The 17207-nt window shown below is 70.7% G+C and carries 18 protein-coding genes and 2 pseudogenes; 13 read left to right on the forward strand and 7 right to left on the reverse strand.

Annotation, left to right across the window (positions count from 1 at the left end; genetic code table 11):
- Nucleotides 1-454: 454 nt before the first annotated feature.
- The 5 genes from ABZT03_RS32460 to ABZT03_RS32480 form a co-directional block, all read right to left on the reverse strand.
- Nucleotides 455-757: a YciI family protein gene (locus ABZT03_RS32460; protein WP_356046058.1), complete on the reverse strand. Its 303-nt coding sequence runs from the start codon at nt 755-757 to the stop codon at nt 455-457.
- 86 nt (nt 758-843) lie between these two features.
- On the reverse strand, nt 844-1095 hold the full coding sequence (locus ABZT03_RS32465) for an ATP-binding protein (RefSeq protein ID WP_356046060.1): 252 nt from the start codon (nt 1093-1095) through the stop codon (nt 844-846).
- Nucleotides 1023-1379 carry a hypothetical protein gene (locus ABZT03_RS32470; RefSeq protein WP_356046062.1) on the reverse strand — a complete coding sequence of 119 codons (357 nt, stop codon included), beginning with the start codon at nt 1377-1379 and terminating at the stop codon, nt 1023-1025. The genes ABZT03_RS32465 and ABZT03_RS32470 overlap by 73 nt, the downstream gene beginning before the upstream one ends.
- A 648-nt stretch (nt 1380-2027) precedes the next feature.
- The gene (locus ABZT03_RS32475) at nt 2028-2309 is read right to left on the reverse strand and encodes a hypothetical protein (protein WP_356046063.1); all 282 of its coding nucleotides are present in this window, start codon (nt 2307-2309) and stop codon (nt 2028-2030) included.
- Nucleotides 2309-2683 carry a BlaI/MecI/CopY family transcriptional regulator gene (locus ABZT03_RS32480; protein WP_356046065.1) on the reverse strand — a complete coding sequence of 125 codons (375 nt, stop codon included), beginning with the start codon at nt 2681-2683 and terminating at the stop codon, nt 2309-2311. Before ABZT03_RS32480 ends, ABZT03_RS32475 begins: the two co-directional genes overlap by 1 nt.
- 126 nt (nt 2684-2809) lie before the next feature.
- On the opposite strand from ABZT03_RS32480, the gene ABZT03_RS32485 reads away from it, so the two are divergent.
- The 11 genes and pseudogenes from ABZT03_RS32485 (at nt 2810) to ABZT03_RS32535 (ending at nt 12638) form a co-directional block, all read left to right on the forward strand.
- Nucleotides 2810-3478 carry a DedA family protein gene (locus tag ABZT03_RS32485; RefSeq protein WP_356046067.1) on the forward strand — a complete coding sequence of 223 codons (669 nt, stop codon included), beginning with the start codon at nt 2810-2812 and terminating at the stop codon, nt 3476-3478.
- Nucleotides 3475-4080, forward strand: a complete 606-nt coding sequence (locus tag ABZT03_RS32490) for a phosphatase PAP2 family protein (RefSeq protein ID WP_356046069.1) — start codon at nt 3475-3477, stop codon at nt 4078-4080. Before ABZT03_RS32485 ends, ABZT03_RS32490 begins: the two co-directional genes overlap by 4 nt.
- Nucleotides 4077-4808, forward strand: coding sequence for a phosphatase PAP2 family protein (locus tag ABZT03_RS32495; RefSeq protein WP_356046071.1), 732 nt, complete (start codon nt 4077-4079; stop codon nt 4806-4808). The genes ABZT03_RS32490 and ABZT03_RS32495 overlap by 4 nt, the downstream gene beginning before the upstream one ends.
- Nucleotides 4762-5394 carry a response regulator transcription factor gene (locus ABZT03_RS32500; RefSeq protein ID WP_356046073.1) on the forward strand — a complete coding sequence of 211 codons (633 nt, stop codon included), beginning with the start codon at nt 4762-4764 and terminating at the stop codon, nt 5392-5394. The genes ABZT03_RS32495 and ABZT03_RS32500 overlap by 47 nt, the downstream gene beginning before the upstream one ends.
- A gap of 201 nt (nt 5395-5595) precedes the next feature.
- Complete coding sequence (locus ABZT03_RS32505; RefSeq protein WP_356046074.1) at nt 5596-5871, forward strand: hypothetical protein; 276 nt, start codon at nt 5596-5598, stop codon at nt 5869-5871.
- A gap of 53 nt (nt 5872-5924) precedes the next feature.
- Nucleotides 5925-7205, forward strand: a pseudogene (gene efeB, locus ABZT03_RS32510) (iron uptake transporter deferrochelatase/peroxidase subunit).
- A gap of 315 nt (nt 7206-7520) precedes the next feature.
- Nucleotides 7521-8174 (forward strand): response regulator transcription factor, encoded by a 654-nt coding sequence (locus ABZT03_RS32515; RefSeq protein WP_356046076.1) that lies wholly within the window; start codon nt 7521-7523, stop codon nt 8172-8174.
- Nucleotides 8165-9433 carry a HAMP domain-containing sensor histidine kinase gene (locus ABZT03_RS32520; RefSeq protein ID WP_356046078.1) on the forward strand — a complete coding sequence of 423 codons (1269 nt, stop codon included), beginning with the start codon at nt 8165-8167 and terminating at the stop codon, nt 9431-9433. Before ABZT03_RS32515 ends, ABZT03_RS32520 begins: the two co-directional genes overlap by 10 nt.
- A gap of 38 nt (nt 9434-9471) precedes the next feature.
- Complete coding sequence (locus ABZT03_RS32525; protein ID WP_356046080.1) at nt 9472-10743, forward strand: hypothetical protein; 1272 nt, start codon at nt 9472-9474, stop codon at nt 10741-10743.
- 214 nt (nt 10744-10957) lie between these two features.
- Nucleotides 10958-11801, forward strand: a pseudogene (locus ABZT03_RS32530) (IS5 family transposase).
- A 168-nt stretch (nt 11802-11969) separates the two neighbouring features.
- Complete coding sequence (locus ABZT03_RS32535) at nt 11970-12638, forward strand: MBL fold metallo-hydrolase (protein WP_356046081.1); 669 nt, start codon at nt 11970-11972, stop codon at nt 12636-12638.
- A gap of 199 nt (nt 12639-12837) precedes the next feature.
- Here ABZT03_RS32535 and ABZT03_RS32540 read toward each other — a convergent pair whose 3' ends face one another.
- Nucleotides 12838-13629, reverse strand: coding sequence for a hypothetical protein (locus ABZT03_RS32540; RefSeq protein ID WP_356046083.1), 792 nt, complete (start codon nt 13627-13629; stop codon nt 12838-12840).
- 225 nt (nt 13630-13854) lie between these two features.
- Here ABZT03_RS32540 and ABZT03_RS32545 point away from each other — a divergent pair, with 225 nt between their 5' ends.
- A complete protein-coding gene (locus ABZT03_RS32545; protein ID WP_356046084.1) occupies nt 13855-15348 on the forward strand; it encodes a hypothetical protein in 1494 nt (497 codons plus the stop codon).
- A gap of 5 nt (nt 15349-15353) precedes the next feature.
- Nucleotides 15354-16292 (forward strand): YbhN family protein, encoded by a 939-nt coding sequence (locus ABZT03_RS32550; protein ID WP_356046085.1) that lies wholly within the window; start codon nt 15354-15356, stop codon nt 16290-16292.
- A 54-nt stretch (nt 16293-16346) separates the two neighbouring features.
- On the opposite strand, the gene ABZT03_RS32555 is transcribed toward ABZT03_RS32550, so the two are convergent.
- The gene (locus tag ABZT03_RS32555; RefSeq protein WP_356046087.1) at nt 16347-17171 is read right to left on the reverse strand and encodes an ABC transporter permease; all 825 of its coding nucleotides are present in this window, start codon (nt 17169-17171) and stop codon (nt 16347-16349) included.
- Nucleotides 17172-17207: the final 36 nt, after the last annotated feature.

Genomic DNA, 17207 nt, shown 5'->3' on the forward strand with positions numbered 1-17207 from the left:
GATGTCTCCCCGGTGGTCCAGGCCGTCCCGCCCGGGGCCGCTCTGGTCGAGCTGAAGGGGGCGCTGCGCTACCACCGCCTCAGCCCCGGACGCCTTGGTGAACGGGTGCGGTGCGGTCGGTGGCCCTGCTGGGAGTGGACCTGCGTAATGAAGAAGCAGTCCGCCCACGAGCGGTACAAGGAGGCGGTGGCGGAGTGGCAGCTCGCCCTACAGGAGCCGCTCTACCCTGCTCCGCCCGGCGCTGCCGTCCGCGGCCGGCGCCTGCACGAGGCCGCGTACGAGCCCACAACCGCCGGGCAGAACCTCGACGCATGGGTCCGCGAGCACATGCCGACGCACTGTCGACGACGGCGTAATTCCCCAGGGGCGTGGTCACGTAATTCCCCACCCTCCCGTCCGGGGTGCACTGTTCATCGAGGACGGGAGGGGGCCGAGTGGCGAGGACCGGCGATCGTCAACAGCCCGGGGTCAGCACTGAGCTCAAGGCAGGGTGCACCCGTCCGGGAGTGATCGTGGTGATGGTGTACTCCGCGACGTTGTTGACGACGAAGGGGTCCTGCGAGGTGATCTGCTCGATCGTGGAGCGGTCGACGCCGTGGGCGATGATCACTCCGCCGATCGACGTGGGGACGGTCTGGCCGGAGACCAGGAAAGTGCCGTCCTGGTGGTGTCGTTCCAGGTAGGCGACGTGGCCGGGGACGAAGGGCTCCGTAGCCTGTTCCGGTGCCGTGTAGTGCAGTGACAGCAGGTGCAGCATGATCCTCTCTCCGGTTCGTGCATAAGCCGGAGAGGATCATGTCACCGCGGGCCGGGACGGGCCGGCCCGCAGGGCTTGGCGGTCGGCTATCGCTTCGGGTCGGTCGGGTCGGTGGGGCCCTTCGGCCGCTTGTTGGGCCGGTAGCTGGGGCCGTTCACGATGACCTGGTGGCTGGCGTTGATCAGTCGGTCGAGGAGTGACTCGGCGACGACAGGGTTGGGGAAGAGGGGATACCAGTCGCTGGGCGCCCTGTTGCTGGTGATGATCAGAGACCGTCCCTGCCGCTCGCTGACCAGTTCGTAGAGGTCGTCGGCGTGGGCCGCGGAGAGCTGGCGCATGGCGAAGTCGTCGAGGATGAGCACGTCGGGCCGTACCAGGGCAGCACCATCACGAACGCCCAGACGCGGTGCCGTTTGCCGGTGCGGGGGTTGGTCCACTGGCCCAGGAAGCCGTAGTCGATCTGGGCCTCCTCGCCCGGCTCGATCTCGTCGCGCAGGACGGTGACCTGCGAGCGGCTCACCTCGTCGGGCAGTGTGGCGTGCACCCAGCGGCGGAACGAGGAGACCGACACCTTCAGTTTGTGCTCGTCCCTCAGCCGCTGGTGGATCGTGGAGACCGTCACCGTTCCCAACAACTCCTTGATGTAGTCGCGGTGTTCGTCGATGTCGGACCAGGTGACCTGCCGCAGTCTCCGGTCGACGAGGCCCGGGGAACCAGCCCTCGATCAGCCCGGCCCAGTCGGCCTCGCTCATCGGCGGGCCGCCCGGGATGATCCCGGATGCCTCCGCCGGGGCCAGGTACTTCCTGACCGTCTTGCGGTCCAATCCCAGCGACGCGGCCAGTGCGCTCTTCGAGCGGCCCGCGTACCAGTGGACGTAGATCTCGGTGATGTCGACCACGACGAACGTTCTCCTTGCCATCCGGGCTGCCCATCGGCCTGCCGAAGCGCGGGGCGAGGAACGCGGACAGCTCCGCGGCGACCAGGTCCCTCGGTCCCGGACTCCGCGCTACCCATGGCCAATCAGGAGGAACCGCCATATAGAATCACATGACGTTCAAACCGCCCAAGATGGGGAAAACCGCCGTCACTGTCGGGGTCAGCGGGCGGGTTTCTCCCAGGTCAGCGAGTACCGGCGCAGCACATGCCGGCGGTAGCGCACGCCGCCACCGGCGACCTGCTGCAACTATTCGAACCGGCACTCGCCTGAGAGTGGCCAGGCGGCGGGTGGGGGGGTGAGCACAGCGCGGTCGGCCGCAGGAGGCGAAGTGGTCACGGGCCGTTCTCGCCCTGGGCGATCTCGACCCCGCGGTGGACGTCGACGACACCGGCGGTTCCGGCGGCGACGGACAGAACCGCACAGACCACCATGAGGAACGCGTCGCGGCGCGCGGGTGCCGCGGGGGTTGCGGCGACGCAGGTTCCTGCCAGTGCCAGGGTCGAGACGGTGAGGACCCACGGCACGGTGGCGGGGACGAGACGGTGGAGGGTCCGGCGGGCCAGTGTGGGTGCGAGGAAGGGCAGGATCAGCGATACGAGGAGCAGGGCGGTCATCACTCGTCCCCCTCCAAGAGCCGCCGCAGGAGCTGTTCGTCGCCGGGGTCGAGCTGGGCGACGAAGCGGGCCAGGACCGTCTCCCGGTCTGTGTCCCGGTCGAGCTCGGTGTGCATGCGGCGGGCGGTCAGTCCGGGAGCGTCCTGGACGGGGAAGTAGGCGTAGCCGCGCCCCTCCCGCTCGCGGCTGAGGACGCCCTTCTCGTGCAGACGTGTCAGTATCGTCGCCACCGTCGTCCGGGCCAGACCGGAGCCGAGTTCGGTCTGCACTCGTCCTGGCGTGAGCGGGGCCCCGGCCGCCCACAGCGCCGCCATGACGGCGGCTTCGAGCTCGCCGGCCGGCCGCCTCTCGTCCCTCGCATCGGCATCGGCCATGGGAACGTTCCTTATTCCGTCATCGTCTACAGTGCAGTAGACCGTCTACATGATTGTAGTCAGTTGTCGGACGCCGCCGTTCTGCCGCATCCGACGGTCCAGAACGCGATGAAGGGTCTCCCGACGATGACGACAGCCATGCACCTCTCGTCGCAGCTCGCCGTCAATGTGTTGGATGCCCGGTCACTGCTGGCCGCGTTCGGTGTGCTGGGCGTGGGTGTCGTGCTGTTCGCCGAGACCGGCCTGCTGATCGGTTTCTTCCTGCCGGGCGACTCACTGCTGTTCACGGCCGGTCTGCTGTGCACCGGCGCCGACGACCGCGGCCTGAAACTGTCGCTCGCCCCGCTACTGATCGCCGCGGCGGTGGGCGCGCTCGCGGGCTCACAATGCGGCTATCTCCTGGGCCGAAGAGCGGGCGGCGCCCTGCTCGCCCGCAGCCGCTCGGCCCGCCTGCGGGAGGGCGCGAAACGCGCGGAAGAGTTGCTCGAGCGGTACGGGTATGCGAAGGCGATCGTGCTGGCCCGGTTCGTTCCCGTGGTGCGTACGGTGCTGAACCCGATGGCGGGCGCCCTGGGGGTGCCGGTGCGCACGTTCACCGTGTGGCAGGTGACCGGCGGGCTGCTGTGGAGCCTGGGCCTCACCCTGGCCGGATACGCGCTGGGCTCCTCCGTGCCGAACGTGGACCGCTATCTGCTGCCGATCGTCGCGGTGATCGTCGCCGTGTCGCTGATTCCGGTTGCCTCCGAGGTGTACCGCTCGCGCCGTGCGGCGAAGGCCAAGGAGGCCCGCGGATGATCCTCGCTCGCAATGGCTCGGCGGTCGACGGCTCGGCCTACACCGACGTGGTGGACCTCGCCCGGCACGCTCCCGCGTGGCTGGACGACACGGTGTCGGCGTGGTCGACGTACGGGCTCGCCCTGTTCGCGGTCCTCATGGGCGTCGGCTGGTGGCGGGCCCGGCGGGTGGGCGCCACGGCGTCGGTGACGGCGCTTGCCGTGCCCCTGGTCGTCGTCGTGGCGTACGGGGTGGACGCGGCCCTGAAGCTGCTGGTGCGCGAGGACCGGCCCTGCCAGAGCCTGCACGTGACCCCGCTGGAGGCGTGTCCGGCGCCCGGCGACTGGTCCTTCCCCAGCAACCATGCGGCGATCGCCGCCGCGGCCGCCGTCGCCGTGCTGTTCGTCTCCCGCCGGCTCGGCGCGGTCGCGGTGGTGGCCGCCTGCGCGATGGCCGCCTCTCGGGTCTGGGTCGGCGTGCACTATCCCCACGACGTGCTGGCAGGGGTCGTGGTGGGCGCCCTGGTCGCGCTACTGGTCATGTCCGCCCTGCGAGGGCGTGCGGAGGCCGCGGCCCTGCGGCTCACCGCCACCCGCCTGCGGCCGCTGCTGGTGGTGTCGTGAAGCGCGGCGACGTCGCCGACCTGGCCGGCAGTTGCAGCCTCGGTGCGTGGACGGCGTTCGGTGTACTGACCATGGTCGTGGTGGGTCACGACGGCATACCGCTGTTCGCGGACGCCGACCTCCTGTCGTGGTCCGTCGGCCACCGGCCGGCCGCGGCGGTGGCGTTCGCCCGCGGAGTGACCGCCACCGGGACGGGTGTCGTCCCCTACGCGCTGGCGGTGCTGGCCGGAATCATCGCGGGGCGCGCCCTCAGGCAGCGCGCGCTCGCCGTCGCGCTCTGTCTGGTCTGCCTGGCCGTGGGCCAGGCCCTTCGGTACGGGGTGATGGAACTCGTCGCCAGGTCCCGGCCGTCCCGGACGGAGTGGGACACGCATGCCTCCGGATGGGCGTTCCCCTCCGGTCACGCCACCACGGCGGCCCTCGCCGCGGGACTGCTCGTCATCGCCGTCTGTGTGCGAGGGCCGCGCGGCAGGGTTCCCCTCGTCCTGATCACCGGCGGCTGGGGCGCGTCGGTCGGGCTGACCCGCGTCTACCTCGGGGTGCACTGGCCCGCAGACGTCGTCGGTGGCTGGCTGTTCGCCACCGGGTGGCTCGGAATGTGCTTGTGGGTGGTGGCCCGGTGGCTGCCCACATCATTCGTCTCAGGCACGACCCATACGGCCGAAGATCCGACGGAGGACCATGCGCCACAAGATTCTGGTCGTCGAGGACGATCACGCCCTTCGTGACGTGCTGCGCCGCGGCCTGGCCGACGAGGACTTCGAGCCAGTGCTCGCCGCTGACGGCGCCACCGCTCTTCGGCTGGCCACAGACGGCATCGCCGCAGTCGTCCTGGACGTGTGCCAGGCGATGCGCGCCAACGGGTTCGTCGCCCCGATCATCTTCCTGACGGCCCGTCAGCACCTCACCGACCGGCTGGCCGGGTTCTCCGCCGGGGCCGACGACTACCTGCCCAAGCCGTTCCATCTCGCCGAACTCGTCGCCCGGCTGCGTGCCACACTCAAGCGCGCCACGCCCTCGGTCGTCGCCACGGCAAAAGACCTGGTCCTTGACGCGACCAGGCACAGCACGAGGGTCGGCGAAGTCGACGTCGACCTGTCCCCGACGGAGTTCCGTCTGCTGGCCACGCTCGTGGCCGCGGGCGGCGGCATCGTCCGCCGCCGGGACCTGGTCAGGGCGGCATGGCCGGACGGCGCACAGGTCAGCGACAACACGTTGGACCAGTACCTCAGCCGCCTTCGGCGCAAGCTGCGCGAGGCGGGCAGCGGCCTGAGCCTCCAGACGTCACGCGGGATCGGGCACCGGCTGTCATGAACCGTCTCCTGCGTGGCCTGGCTCCTCACACGCTGCGTGGCCGGCTCTCGCTCGTGGCGCTGACCACCGCCGCGCTCCTGATGACCGTCCTCACCGTCGTGTTCAACACCGTGATGGACCGGCATTTGCAGCACCAGGCGGACGACGAGCTGTTGAGCCGTGCGGCTGCCGTCGCCACGACCGTCGATACCAGCGGTCCCCGTGTGCGCGTCCTGGAGACCGTCAGCCGGCACCCGCGAGCTGCTCACCGTACTCAGGCCGCTGCTGACCACTCGCGCACCCGAGCTGCTGCCGACCGTCGACGCGGACATCGCCCGTCTGCAGACGCTCCTCGACGTCGCGCGGCACGGCACCGCCTGGACCCCCGTGGACCACCTGGACGCCACTACCCGAGCCCGGATCAACGGAGCCACCGGACACCTTCTCGAGGACCTGTCGCCCGTCCCGGCCCTCCTGGAGATCAGGAAGGCCGCCTGATGACCGCCGAGCACCCCGTACCAGCGTCCGCATCCATGGAAGGGAACCACCCGATGCCGTCCGCCGAAACGCCCGCCCCGCCGGGCGGCTGCCCCGCCGGTCACGGCCGCCGCGCCTTCGTGAGGTCGGCGCTCGGCGCCGGAGCCGCCGGCGCGGTCCTGGCGGGCGGAGGATTCGCCCTCAGCCAGGCCGACGCGCCCCGGGCGCAGGCCGCGGACACCACGAACGCGGCCAAGGTGCCCTTTCACGGCGCCCACCAGGCGGGCATCCTCACCCCCACTCCGACGGCGGCCACATTCGTCTCCTTCGACGTCATCGCGCCGTCCCGCGCGGAACTGGCCGGCCTGTTCAGGACGATCACGGAGCGGGCGCGTTTCCTCACCGCGGGCGGTACCCCCGCCGACCTGGGCGTCGGCGCCCCCGCCCTCCGACAACGGCATCCTCGGCCCGACCGTCCCCGCCGACGCGCTCACCGTCACCGTCGGCGTCGGCGCCTCCCTCTTCGACGAACGCTACGGCCTAGCCAAGGCCAAGCCGGCCCACCTCACGCCGATGAGGACCTTCCCCAACGACAACCTCGACTCCGCCGAGTGCCACGCGACCTCTCCCTGCAGATCTGCGGCAACCGCCAGGACACCGTGCTGCACGCGCTGCGCGACATCGCCAAGCACACCCGCGGCGCCATGCAGATCAAGTGGCGCATCGACGGGTTCCAGAACACCCCGCGTCCGACCGGCGCCCCGCGCAACCTGCTCGGCTTCAAGGACGGCATCGCCAACCCGGTCGTCACCTCCACCCGTGAGACCAGCCGCGTGATCTGGGTCGGCGACGGCCAGGGCGAGCCCGCCTGGGCGAGGGGCGGCAGCTACCAGGTGATCCGCATCATCCGGATGCTGGTGGAGTTCTGGGACCGGGTGTCGCTCAGCGAGCAGGAGCTGATGTTCGGCCGCCGCAAGGACACCGGCGCCCCGCTGGACGGCGCCGAGGAGACCGACATCCCCCAGTACGCCAAGGACCCCAAGGGCAACGCGATCCCGCTGGACGCCCACATCCGGCTGGCCAACCCGCGCACCGCCGCCACCGACACCTCCCGCATCCTGCGCCGCGGTTACAACTACGACCGCGGAGTCGACAACGTAGGCAACCTCGACATGGGGCTGGTCTTCTGCTGCTACCAGCAGGACGTCAAACGGCAGTTCGAAGCCACCCAGACCCGCCTGATCGACGAACCCCTCGTCGACTACATCTCCCCCACCGGCGGCGGCTACTTCTATGCCCTGCCCGGTGCCCGCAACTCCTCCGACTGGCTCGGGCGCACCCTGCTGCAAGCATGAGCGGCGCCCTTCACCTGGTGGCGGGGCGGCTTCGGCGTTCGGGCGGCCCACACCCCGGTTGAAGCGGCGCAGCAGGAGGACAACGGTGGCGGCGCGGCCGGTGAGCAGGCCGACCAGCCAGTGACCGACGACGGTGACCCGGAATCTGTCCCTGACCACCGTGAGTTTGCGGCTGACGCCGACGGACGCGGCGTGCGCCAGATCGTCGGCGACCTGGGGGACTGTGCAGTCGAGCTGGCCTCGGCCGGCCGGGCCCCGGTGTGTACCCGGCCGGGGAGGATGGAGTATTGAGATGCGAGAATCTAGGGTCGGCACGTGGCTTTCATCCTGGTGTGCGAAGACGACGCGGCGGTCCGCGGCATCCTCAGGCGTGCCCTGGAGCACGACGGTCACACCGTTTCCGTCGCCGCCACGGCAGACAGTCTGCTGCGGCAGCTCGCACCGGCGCCCCAGCTGGTCGTCCTGGACCTCGGGCTGCCGGACGCCGACGGCCGCGATGTCTGCCTGGCCCTGAGGGCTCGCGGCGTCGACGTGCCGGTGCTGATGCTCACCGCCCTGGACGGTCTGCATCACAAGGTGGGCGGCTTCGAGGCGGGTGCCGACGACTACATGACCAAACCTTTCGACATCCCGGAACTGCTGGTCCGCGTCCGGGCGCTGCTGCGCCGGGCCACCGTGGCGCCCGCATCGCACGAGGTCGTCCTCGATCCGGCGAAGCACATGGTGACCTACGATGCGGCGAGCATGAGCCTGACCCCGACCGAGTTCCGTCTGCTGGGCCGCCTGATCGCCTCGCATGGCGACGCGGTGCGCCGCCATGCCCTCGTCGCCGCCGGCTGGCCGCACGGGGCGCACGTCAGCGACAACACCCTCGATTCCTATGTGCGCCGGCTGCGGACGAAGCTCGGTCCGCTGGGCGTGGCCGGGCGTCTGGCGACGGTCCGCGGTGTGGGTTACCGATGGCAGTGACGGGATTCCGCAGAAGCGTCGTCGCGCTCACCGTCCTGATCGCCACCGCCGTGGTCGCCATCCTGGTCGTCGTCTCGCACGTGCTGCTGAGCAGGGTGACGGACGCCGACGCGCACGATCTGGCCCGTACGCGCGCCGAGGCGGTCGCGGCGAACGTCACCGCCAAGGGCGGCCGCGTCGTACTCACGGAGAACGGCAGCGAGGCGCTGGACGAGGTCGCCTGGGTGTATGCCGACGGCCGCCTGGTCGACGGTAACGTACCGGCGAGCATGGTCGGGCGGGTCGAGGAGCTGGTGGACTCGGGGCGCTCGCAGACCGCGACCGTCGGTGACTCCCTCCTGTACGCGCGGCAGGTCCCCGTCGACGGCCACCACGTGATGGTGGTCGTCCGGGTGGACCTCACGCCTTATGAGACGTCCGAGCAGCGCAGTCTGACCTTGTCGCTGATCCTGGGCGGCCTCACGATCGTCCTCGCCGGCGGTGTCGCGCATCTCGTGGTGCACCGCGCGCTGCGGGTCGTGCACGAAATGGCCGCCCTCGCCGACGACTGGGGCCATCACGAACCCGGGCGCCGCTTCGACCTCGGCGTCCCCCGCGACGAGTTCGGGGAACTGGGACAGACCCTGGACCGCCTCCTGGAGCGCGTCGACAACGCGTTGGCGGACGAACGCCGGCTCACCGACGAGATCGCCCACGAACTGCGGACACCGCTCACGGTCCTGCGGGGCGAGGCGCAGCTGGCTCAGCTGTCCGGCGACCCGGTGCCGCCGGAGGCGGTACTGAGCGAGGTCGACCGCCTCGACGCGGCGATCACGACGATCCTGCGCGCCGCACGCGCCCGCACGGACCAGGGGACCCGGTGCGATCTGCGCTCCGCCGCGCGGCAGGCGATCGGCGATCGCGCGGTCGAGGTCGCCTTTCCCGCGAAGATCGAGGTGGCCGTGGCACCCGACGTCGCCGTGTCGCTGCTGTCTCCCCTGCTCGAGAACGGCCTGCGGCATGCGCAGACGCGTGTGTGGATCACCGCGCGCAACCAGGGTGCGGCCGTCGTGGTCGATGTCCTGGACGACGGCCCGGGGTTCGATCCCGCGGACGTCGAGCGGGTCTTCGAGGCGGGTGTGACCGGCGGCGACGGATATGGGCTGGGGCTGCCGGTGGTCCGGCGCATCGCCGCCTCGGCCGGTGTGGAGGTCCGTGCGATCGCGGACGGCCGCGGGCATGTCGAGGTGACGCTCCCGGCCGTGCGTGCGATCACGTAGTCAGGTTGCTTGCAGGTTCCCCGCGTGAACCTGGCCGCATGACAACGACAGCGGAAGCGCGCACGCGCAGCGGGCGCCTCATGCTCAACAAGGTCCCCGAGGTCACCATCTGGTTCTGGGTGATCAAGATCCTGTGCACCACTGTGGGTGAGAGCTTCGCCGACTGGATCAACATGAAGCTGGGCGTCGGCCTGGTGAACACGGCCTGGATCTTCACCGGGGTGTTCGTGGTGGTCCTGGCCGTCCAGCTGCGGCTGAAGCGGTACGTCCCGTTCCCCTACTGGCTGACCGTGGTCGTTGTCAGCGTCACGGGAACCCTGTACACCGACATCCTCACCGACCAGCTCAACGTGCCGCTGTGGATCAGCTCCGCGGTCTTCTCGGTGCTGCTCGCGGTGGTCTTCGGCGTGTGGTGGCTGCGCGAGCGGACGCTGTCGATCCACTCGGTCACCACGCTGCCGCGCGAGTCGTTCTACTGGCTCGCCGTTCTCGTCACCTTCGCGCTCGGCACCGCGACCGGCGACTGGACCCTCGAGCTCACCGGTTGGAGCCCGGGCGCCTCGGTGCTGCTGCCGCTCGGCCTCATCGCCGCGATCACGCTGCTGTGGAAGTTCGGCGCGAACCCGGTGCTGTCCTTCTGGTTCGCCTACATCCTGACCCGCCCGCTGGGCGCGAACATCGGCGACTGGCTCGCCTCCCCGAAGGTCGCCCAGCCGGGCGAGCCGACCGGCCTCGCGCTGGGCACCTTCACCACCAGTCTGATCTTCCTCGGCCTGATCCTGGCCACCGTGGTCTACCTCACGGTGACGCGCTCGGACGTGACCGAGACCTACGACGCGGCCCACGCCGTCCACGCCACCGGCGACCTGCGAAAGGAACGCGTCGGCCTGGCCGGCTTCGCGCTGCTTGCCGTCGCCACCGCAGGCCTGCTGATCTGGGCCCACGGCCAGCCGCACACCGGCCCGGCACCGGAGGAGGACAACACCTCCGCGGTCCAGATGGCCCCTGGTGAGGCGGTGAAGAAGTTCCCGCCCGCCAAGGTCGCCGCCCTGAAGGCTCTCGCCTCCACCTCGCTCAAGGACGCACGCTCGGGGAACGCGAACGGTGCGCACGCGGCCGCACAGTCGCTGCGTGACCTGTGGGATGCCGACCAGGCCTCGCTGGAGCCGCTGGACGAGACCGGGTGGACCTCCATCGACGCGCAGATGGACAAGGTGCTGGGGACCTTCGGCATCGACCACTCGAACCCGCCGATGCCGCCCGCGCAGCAGGAGAAGGAACTGAGCGCCCTCCTGACGGACATGGGCTGACCGTCCACCCCCTCTCAGCGAAGCCCGTCGGGGCGGTCGAAGCCGGTGCCGATGGCTTTGACCGCCCCGTGTCCCGCAGCAGAGCACGCCGGGCCGACACCTTGCGCGGGCTTAGAGGTCGCGCAGATAGGCGCGGTGCTGGTCCCGACAGCAAGACAGGCACAGGTCCTGGCGATCATGGAGTTGCGACGCTCTGTGATCACTGGGGAGACCTGTGCCTGTGCTGCCATCATGGCTGACCGAACCGCTCTGGGGCCAATTCGCGGCCCTGCTGCCCGAACGACCGGAGTACCACCCCGACCATCCGCTGGGCTGCCACCGCCCACGCGTCAGCGACCGCATCGTCTTCGACAAGATGCTGCAACTCCTGCGCTTCGGCTGCTCCTACGAGGCGATCGCCGACACGACCTGCTCGGCCACCACGATCCGGCAACCGCCGCAACGAGTGGATGTGGCTCGGCGTCTTCGCCAGGCTCAAGCAGATCGCCCTGGACTCCTACGACCGCATCGTCGGCCTCGTCCTCGACCAGATCGCCGTCGACGGCTCGATCACCAAAGCCCCCGGCGGCGGCGAGGTCGCCGGGCGGTCCTCGGTCGACCGCGGCAAACAGGGCCTGAAACGCTCCGGAATGACGGACGGTTACGGCATTCCGCTGGGCCGCGTCCTGGCCGGAGCCAACCGCCACGACTCCCCGCTGCTCTCTCCGACCCTGGACCGCCTGGACGACCTCGGACCGTTACCCGACGACATCACCGTCCACCTGGACGCCGGCTACGACTCCAACAAGACTCGCACACTGTTCGACGAACGCGGCCTGCACGGCCGGATCGCACACAAAGGCGAGAAAGCGCCGATCCAGGCAAGCCAGAGGTGGCACGTGGAGCGCACCCACGCCTGGCAGAACGCCTTCCACCGCCTCGCCCACTGCTACGAGCGCCGGGCCACCGTCATCGACGCCTTCTTCGACCTCGCCGACGCCATCATCACCGTACGTAGCCTGATCCGCCAGGCATGGACGGCCCACCGCTGGGACGAACGCCCGCACCGCCGCCCATGACCAACCCTCGGTGCGCAGGATCTTGTGGGGCCAGAGACTGGATCACCACCGGGCGTTCTACCTCGGCCGTGCGAAGCAAGCGCGTTGTCTCGTGTGATCACGCGCACACCTGGTGAGCCGTCAGCGAACGAAGACACGCCCGCCAGGGCAGCTGTGCAGGCTGGGGGCATGGATGTAATCGAGGTACTGCCGAGGCTGCGCATGCTCCGCTTCCCGGTGGGGGCGGCCTATCTGTGGCGGGACGACGGCGAGCTGACCCTGATCGACACCGGGACGGTGGACTGCGCGGCGAAGATCGAGGAAGTTCTGGACGGCGAGCTGCGGCGGATCGTGCTGACGCATTGGCACGAGGACCATACGGGCTCGGCCGCCGAACTCGCCGCCCGGCACGGTGCGGAGGTGGTGGCTCATCGGCTGGAGGCGCCGGTGATCCGGGGCGAGGAGGCCGGGGCGCCGCCAGTACTGGAGGAATTTGAGGTGGCGATCCGGGAGGCCCTTCCGCCGCTGCCGCCGGCCCCGCCGTGCCGGGTGGATCGGGAGGTGGAGGACGGCGACGTGCTGGAGTTCGGCGGCGGGGCGGTGGTGGTCGCGGTGCCCGGGCACACGGACGGGTCGATCGCGCTCCACTTGCCCGGGTCGAGGGCGCTGTTCGCCGGGGATGCAGTCGCCAACGTCGGCCGGACCATGCTGGGTGTCTTCAACACCGACCGCGCCCGGGCCGTCGAGTCGCTGCACCGGCTTGCCAAGCTGGAGGTCGACACGGCGGTCTTCGGGCACGGTGACCCACTCTCGCACGGGGCGGCGGCTGCCCTGCAAGCAGCAGCCTCAGCGGCGTGACGAAGGTCAGCTCTTCGGCATGCTGCGCGGTTTGATCCCAGAGGCCGAAAAGCCTCGTCGTCCAAACGCCAACGCCATGATGGCAGCGCAGGCACAAGCCCTTCGATGGTCACAGAGAGTTACGCCTCCATGATCGTGGAACCTGTGCCTGTTCGCGTCCATCGGTCCCAGCAGCCGCCTATCCGCGCAACCTCTTAGCTCATCCCGCCGCGTGCGCGCCCCTGTCGCGCTGTGACACGGCCAGGTAGCCGACGAATCCGATGATCGCCACCGTCCAGGCGAGGGTGACCGGTGCCAGGCCGAGGGCGAGGCCGCCGCGGGTGTGGGGGAGGGCCATCCAGTCGGCGAGGGAGGCTCCGAGGGGGCGGGTGATGACATAGGCGGCCCAGAAGGCGGTCACCGCGCCGAGGGCCCCGAAGCGGTGGGCCAGGGCGGGTACGCAGATGGCGGCTGCGAATAGGGCGACCGATCCCAGGTAGCCGAAGCCGACGGTGGCGGTGAGATCGCCCGTGGCGGTGCCGAGGGCGAAGGTGGCCAGGACGGCCGCCCAGTAGAACGCCTCGCGGCGCCGGGTCCTGATCGTGTGGATGGAGAGGGTCTGCTCGCTCGCGTACCAGAGGGCGAAGACCGCGGCCAGGACGACGAGGAACGCCGGGGTCGAGACGGCGTACGGCACGCCGAGGCCGACGTGCAGGACATCGGCGGCCATGGTGCCGAAAACGCTGACCATGACGACGGCTGTCCAGTAGGCCCAGGCGACGTACCGGCGGAGCGCGAACTGCACGGCCAGGGATGCCACGAGGGCGAGGCCACCGAGCGCCACCGCCGGGATCGGGCCGAGCCTGCGGGCCAGGAGGTCCGACGCCGTCTCGCCCATGCCGGTGGTCAGCACCTTGATGATCCAGAAATAGACGGTCACCTCCGGCACCTTGTTCGCCAGTTGCCGTGCGGGGGTGAGGGGGCGTTCGTCGAGGACAGGTTCTGCGGTCATGATCCGCACGATCGCACTCCGAGCATGAACGCAACCTGAATGGGGCCGTTACGCCGTTCGGGCCCTCTCGTGTGGGCTGCGGGCCGCCGTCCCCTCACCGTGGACAGGGGTGGAGGGAGACGACTCCTCTCACCCGTCTCTAACCGACGAGCCGTACGGTGCAGTGGCCTTCTACGACGTGTAGGAGATCATTTTTCCGGGGCGCGTGACGACGAAAGGTGCAGGATGGCCGACGGCCCGAACGTCACGTTGACCGGTGCCTCTCGCACCGGCTTCCCGCCGTGGACGGCCCGGCCTCGGCGCCGGTGGGGCGAACCTTGGCTCGCGGCGGTCGCGGGAGCTTTCACGCTCGCCCAGATCGTCCTCGTACGACCGGATCTTGGTCTCGGCTGGGACGAGACGGTCTACGTCAGCCAGGTCAGCGGCCAGGTTCCCGCCGCTTTCTTCAGCGCGCCCCGCGCCCGTGGCGTCCCTCTGCTCGCCGTGCCGATCGCGTCGTGGTCCGACTCCACCGCTCTTCTCAGGGTCTACCTGGCGGTCCTCTCCGGCCTGGGCCTCTACTTCGCCCTGCGTATCTGGCGAGCCCACGTCATGCCGCGCGTCCTGGCGCTGGCGGGTGCCCTGTTCGCCTCCCTCTGGGTGACCTTGTTCTACGGCCCGCAGGCCATGCCCAACTACTGGGTCGCCGTCGGCGCCCTGGCCTGCGTCGGCTCCTTCCTGCGGGTCCGCGCGAACGCAGGGGACCGGGCAGCCTGGTGGGGCGTGTTCGCGGGCGCGGCGCTGATGGCATGGATGCGCCCGATGGACGCCGTGTACGTGATGCTTCCCCTGCTCGCCCTCGCCCTCGCAATGCGCCGCCCCCGCCTTCTCGCCGTTCTGGCCGCAGGTCTGCTGGCCGGCGCCGGTGAGTGGGTGATCGAGGCATACATGAGCTACGGCGGCCTCGGGCAACGCCTCTCCGACGCCTCCCGCATCCAGGGCGGTCTCGGTCTGCACCTGGCGGTCGTCGACCAGTTGCACAGTCTCGGCGGGCGTACCCTCTGCCGCCCCTGCACCGGATCGGCCCCCAACCCGGTGGTGACCGTGTGGTGGTTCGCGCTGCCCGCCCTCGCCGCGCTCGGCGCGGTCACCGCCGTCCGGGCCCGCCGCGCCCTGCCCGTCCTGCTGCCGCTGGCCTGCGCGGTCACGGCCGCCGTCCCCTACCTGTTCCTCATCGGCTACGCGGCCCCCCGCTTCCTGCTGCCCGCCTACGCCCTGCTCGCCCTCCCCGTCGCCCACGGCCTCGCGCACCTGGTCAGCGCCCCGACCCGGGGGAGCGCACGCATCGTCGCCGTGAGCCTCGTCGCGGCCTGTCTGGCGGCTCATCTGGCCGTGCAGTACGTCGTCCTGGAACACACCGTGCGCAGTTCCGCCGCCCACCGTGAGAACTGGTCCCGCACCGCCTCAGCCCTCCACACGCTCGGCGTGCGGCCACCGTGCCTGCTCAGCGGTTACGAGGCCGTGCCCATCGCCTTCTACACCGGTTGCGGCTCGGCACAGACCGACGGCCACGACACCAGCACCACCGCGGCCGCGCTGGCCCGGGCCGCCCACCGGACCTCCCTCGCCGTCCTCACCCAGCCCGGCGACCGTCCGCCCGCCTACGCGCGCACCTGGCCCATGAAGCGGGCCGGCGTTCTCCACGCCTACGTCGCTCCCGTCGTCCGGCAGGGGCGGTGACCGCGGTGACCGTGTCCGACAGCGTGACCGTGACCGCGGGCAGGCGCCCCTACGTCCGGCTGGGCATCACCCTCGTGGTGCTCGCCGCCGCCGGCGGCATGCTCGCGGCGCACCGGGCCACCCTCGACAGCGGCACCGACCAACTGGCCGCCGCCGACGGGGAGTGGCTCGTGCTCGCCTGCTTCGCCACTCTCGCCACGTGGGTGTGCGCCGCCGTGGCGCAGCAGGGGGCGGTCGTCGAGCGGCTGCCGAAGGGACGGCTGGTGGCCGCTCAGTTCGCGGCCTGCGCCGCCAACCACATCCTGCCCGCGGGAGCCGGGGCGAGCTTGGTCAACCTGCGGTTCCTCACGCGGTGCGGTCTGTCCACCAGGCGCTCGGCGACCGCGCTGGCGGTGAAGGCGGCTGTCGGCGGGATCGTCCGGTGCGTGCTGGGCGTCGTCCTGCTGGTGGCATCACCGGGCGCTGTCCCGCTGTCGGCACGCATCCCCCACGTGCTGGTCCTGGTGCCGTTAGTGGCGGCAATCATCGTGCCGGCGGTGATGACCAGCGGTCGGATCAGGCGGGCGGTGGGGCGGGCCGTGACCGACGTGCGGGAGGTGCATCGCTCCGGAGGGCGGGCCTGCGCGCTGTGGGGCGGGTCGGTCGCGTTCGCGTTGCTGCACGCGGGAGTGGTCGTGGCCGTCGTCCGTGCGCTCGGTCTCGCGTTGCCCACCAGCCATGTCGTGATGGCGTACCTCGTTGCCAGCGGGGCTGCGGCCCTGCTTCCCACGCCCGGTGGCCTGGGGTCGCTGGACGCGGCGCTCGCCTTCGCGCTCACGGCCGCCGGAGCGCCGGGGCAGACGGCGATCTCGGCGGTCATCGGCTACCGCCTGCTCACCGGATGGCTGCCGATGGCACCGGGGCTGCTGGTCCTGGGGGTGCTTGCCCGCCGTTCAGTGCTCTGAGACGGCGGAACGCCCTTGCACGGTCCGCTCCAGCGGCCCTGCATGTCCCCGGCGTCAGCGACGTGGCAGCCGTTTCATCGGCCGCCTCGCCCTGCGTGGCGATCCGGTCGGCGGGCGGTGCAGGCGATGGCGGGCCACGAGTTCGAGCGTCACCGCGACCGCGACGGACTGCACTGCCATGAGCGCGATCAGGACGAACAACTGCACCGCCCCGGCCATCACGGGACTCGCCCCTGCCATCAGCATGCCGACGAAAGCACCGGGGAGGGTGACCAACCCCACCGTCCGCGTCTGGTCGAGGCCCGGCAGCAGTGCCTCCGATGCCGCAGGGCGGGCGATCTCCATCCGTGCGTCCCGGTCCAGGAAGCCCAGGGCCATCGCGGCTTCCACCTCCCCGTGGCGCTGGGTCAGTTCGTCCAGGGCACGACGTCCGGCGAGGACGGTCACGGTGAGTGCGCCGCCGATGAGGATGCCCGTGATCGGGATCAGTGCAATGCCTCGCAGCGGGACGAGCCCCGTCAGCAGCAGTGCCGCGACGACCGGCACCACGCCGGCGGCGATCGGGGCGGCCGTGAGCCACCAGGTGTGGTCGCCGGTGATTCGCCGTCCTGCCGTACGCACCGCCACCGAGAACATGACGGCAAGGAACGCCAGCAGCCCTGCCACGGACTTGACGGCCCACGCGATGACCACTGACACGACGGCGAGCTGGGCCGCGGCCCGCAGCCCGGCGACGAGGATCTCCCTGGCCCGGCTCTTGTACGGGTACGGATCGAGCTGGAACCGCCCCGCGACCACGGCCGCCGCCAGGAGCAGAGCGGCGAGCAGGACACCGAGGGTGATGTTGACCGGTACGAGCGATGCCGCACTCGACGTCACGTTCCCCACCTGTCCTTGCTCGCGGACACGTCAGCC

Origin of the sequence: Streptomyces sp. NPDC005574, from assembly GCF_040605435.1 — a bacterium.
GTDB lineage: Bacteria > Actinomycetota > Actinomycetes > Streptomycetales > Streptomycetaceae > Streptomyces.

Bases quoted from the DNA above. Each gene is read 5' to 3' on its own strand.
- ABZT03_RS32475 (WP_356046063.1), bottom strand. From the start codon at position 2,309: ATGACCGCCCTGCTCCTCGTATCGCTGATCCTGCCCTTCCTCGCACCC.
- ABZT03_RS32490 (WP_356046069.1), top strand. From the start codon at position 3,475: ATGATCCTCGCTCGCAATGGCTCGGCGGTCGACGGCTCGGCCTACACC.
- ABZT03_RS32480 (WP_356046065.1), bottom strand. From the start codon at position 2,683: ATGGCCGATGCCGATGCGAGGGACGAGAGGCGGCCGGCCGGCGAGCTC.
- ABZT03_RS32535 (WP_356046081.1), top strand. From the start codon at position 11,970: ATGGATGTAATCGAGGTACTGCCGAGGCTGCGCATGCTCCGCTTCCCG.
- ABZT03_RS32520 (WP_356046078.1), top strand. From the start codon at position 8,165: ATGGCAGTGACGGGATTCCGCAGAAGCGTCGTCGCGCTCACCGTCCTG.
- ABZT03_RS32525 (WP_356046080.1), top strand. From the start codon at position 9,472: ATGACAACGACAGCGGAAGCGCGCACGCGCAGCGGGCGCCTCATGCTC.
- ABZT03_RS32540 (WP_356046083.1), bottom strand. From the start codon at position 13,629: ATGACCGCAGAACCTGTCCTCGACGAACGCCCCCTCACCCCCGCACGG.
- ABZT03_RS32465 (WP_356046060.1), bottom strand. From the start codon at position 1,095: ATGCGCCAGCTCTCCGCGGCCCACGCCGACGACCTCTACGAACTGGTC.
- ABZT03_RS32485 (WP_356046067.1), top strand. From the start codon at position 2,810: ATGACGACAGCCATGCACCTCTCGTCGCAGCTCGCCGTCAATGTGTTG.
- ABZT03_RS32500 (WP_356046073.1), top strand. From the start codon at position 4,762: ATGCGCCACAAGATTCTGGTCGTCGAGGACGATCACGCCCTTCGTGAC.
- ABZT03_RS32545 (WP_356046084.1), top strand. From the start codon at position 13,855: ATGGCCGACGGCCCGAACGTCACGTTGACCGGTGCCTCTCGCACCGGC.
- ABZT03_RS32460 (WP_356046058.1), bottom strand. From the start codon at position 757: ATGCTGCACCTGCTGTCACTGCACTACACGGCACCGGAACAGGCTACG.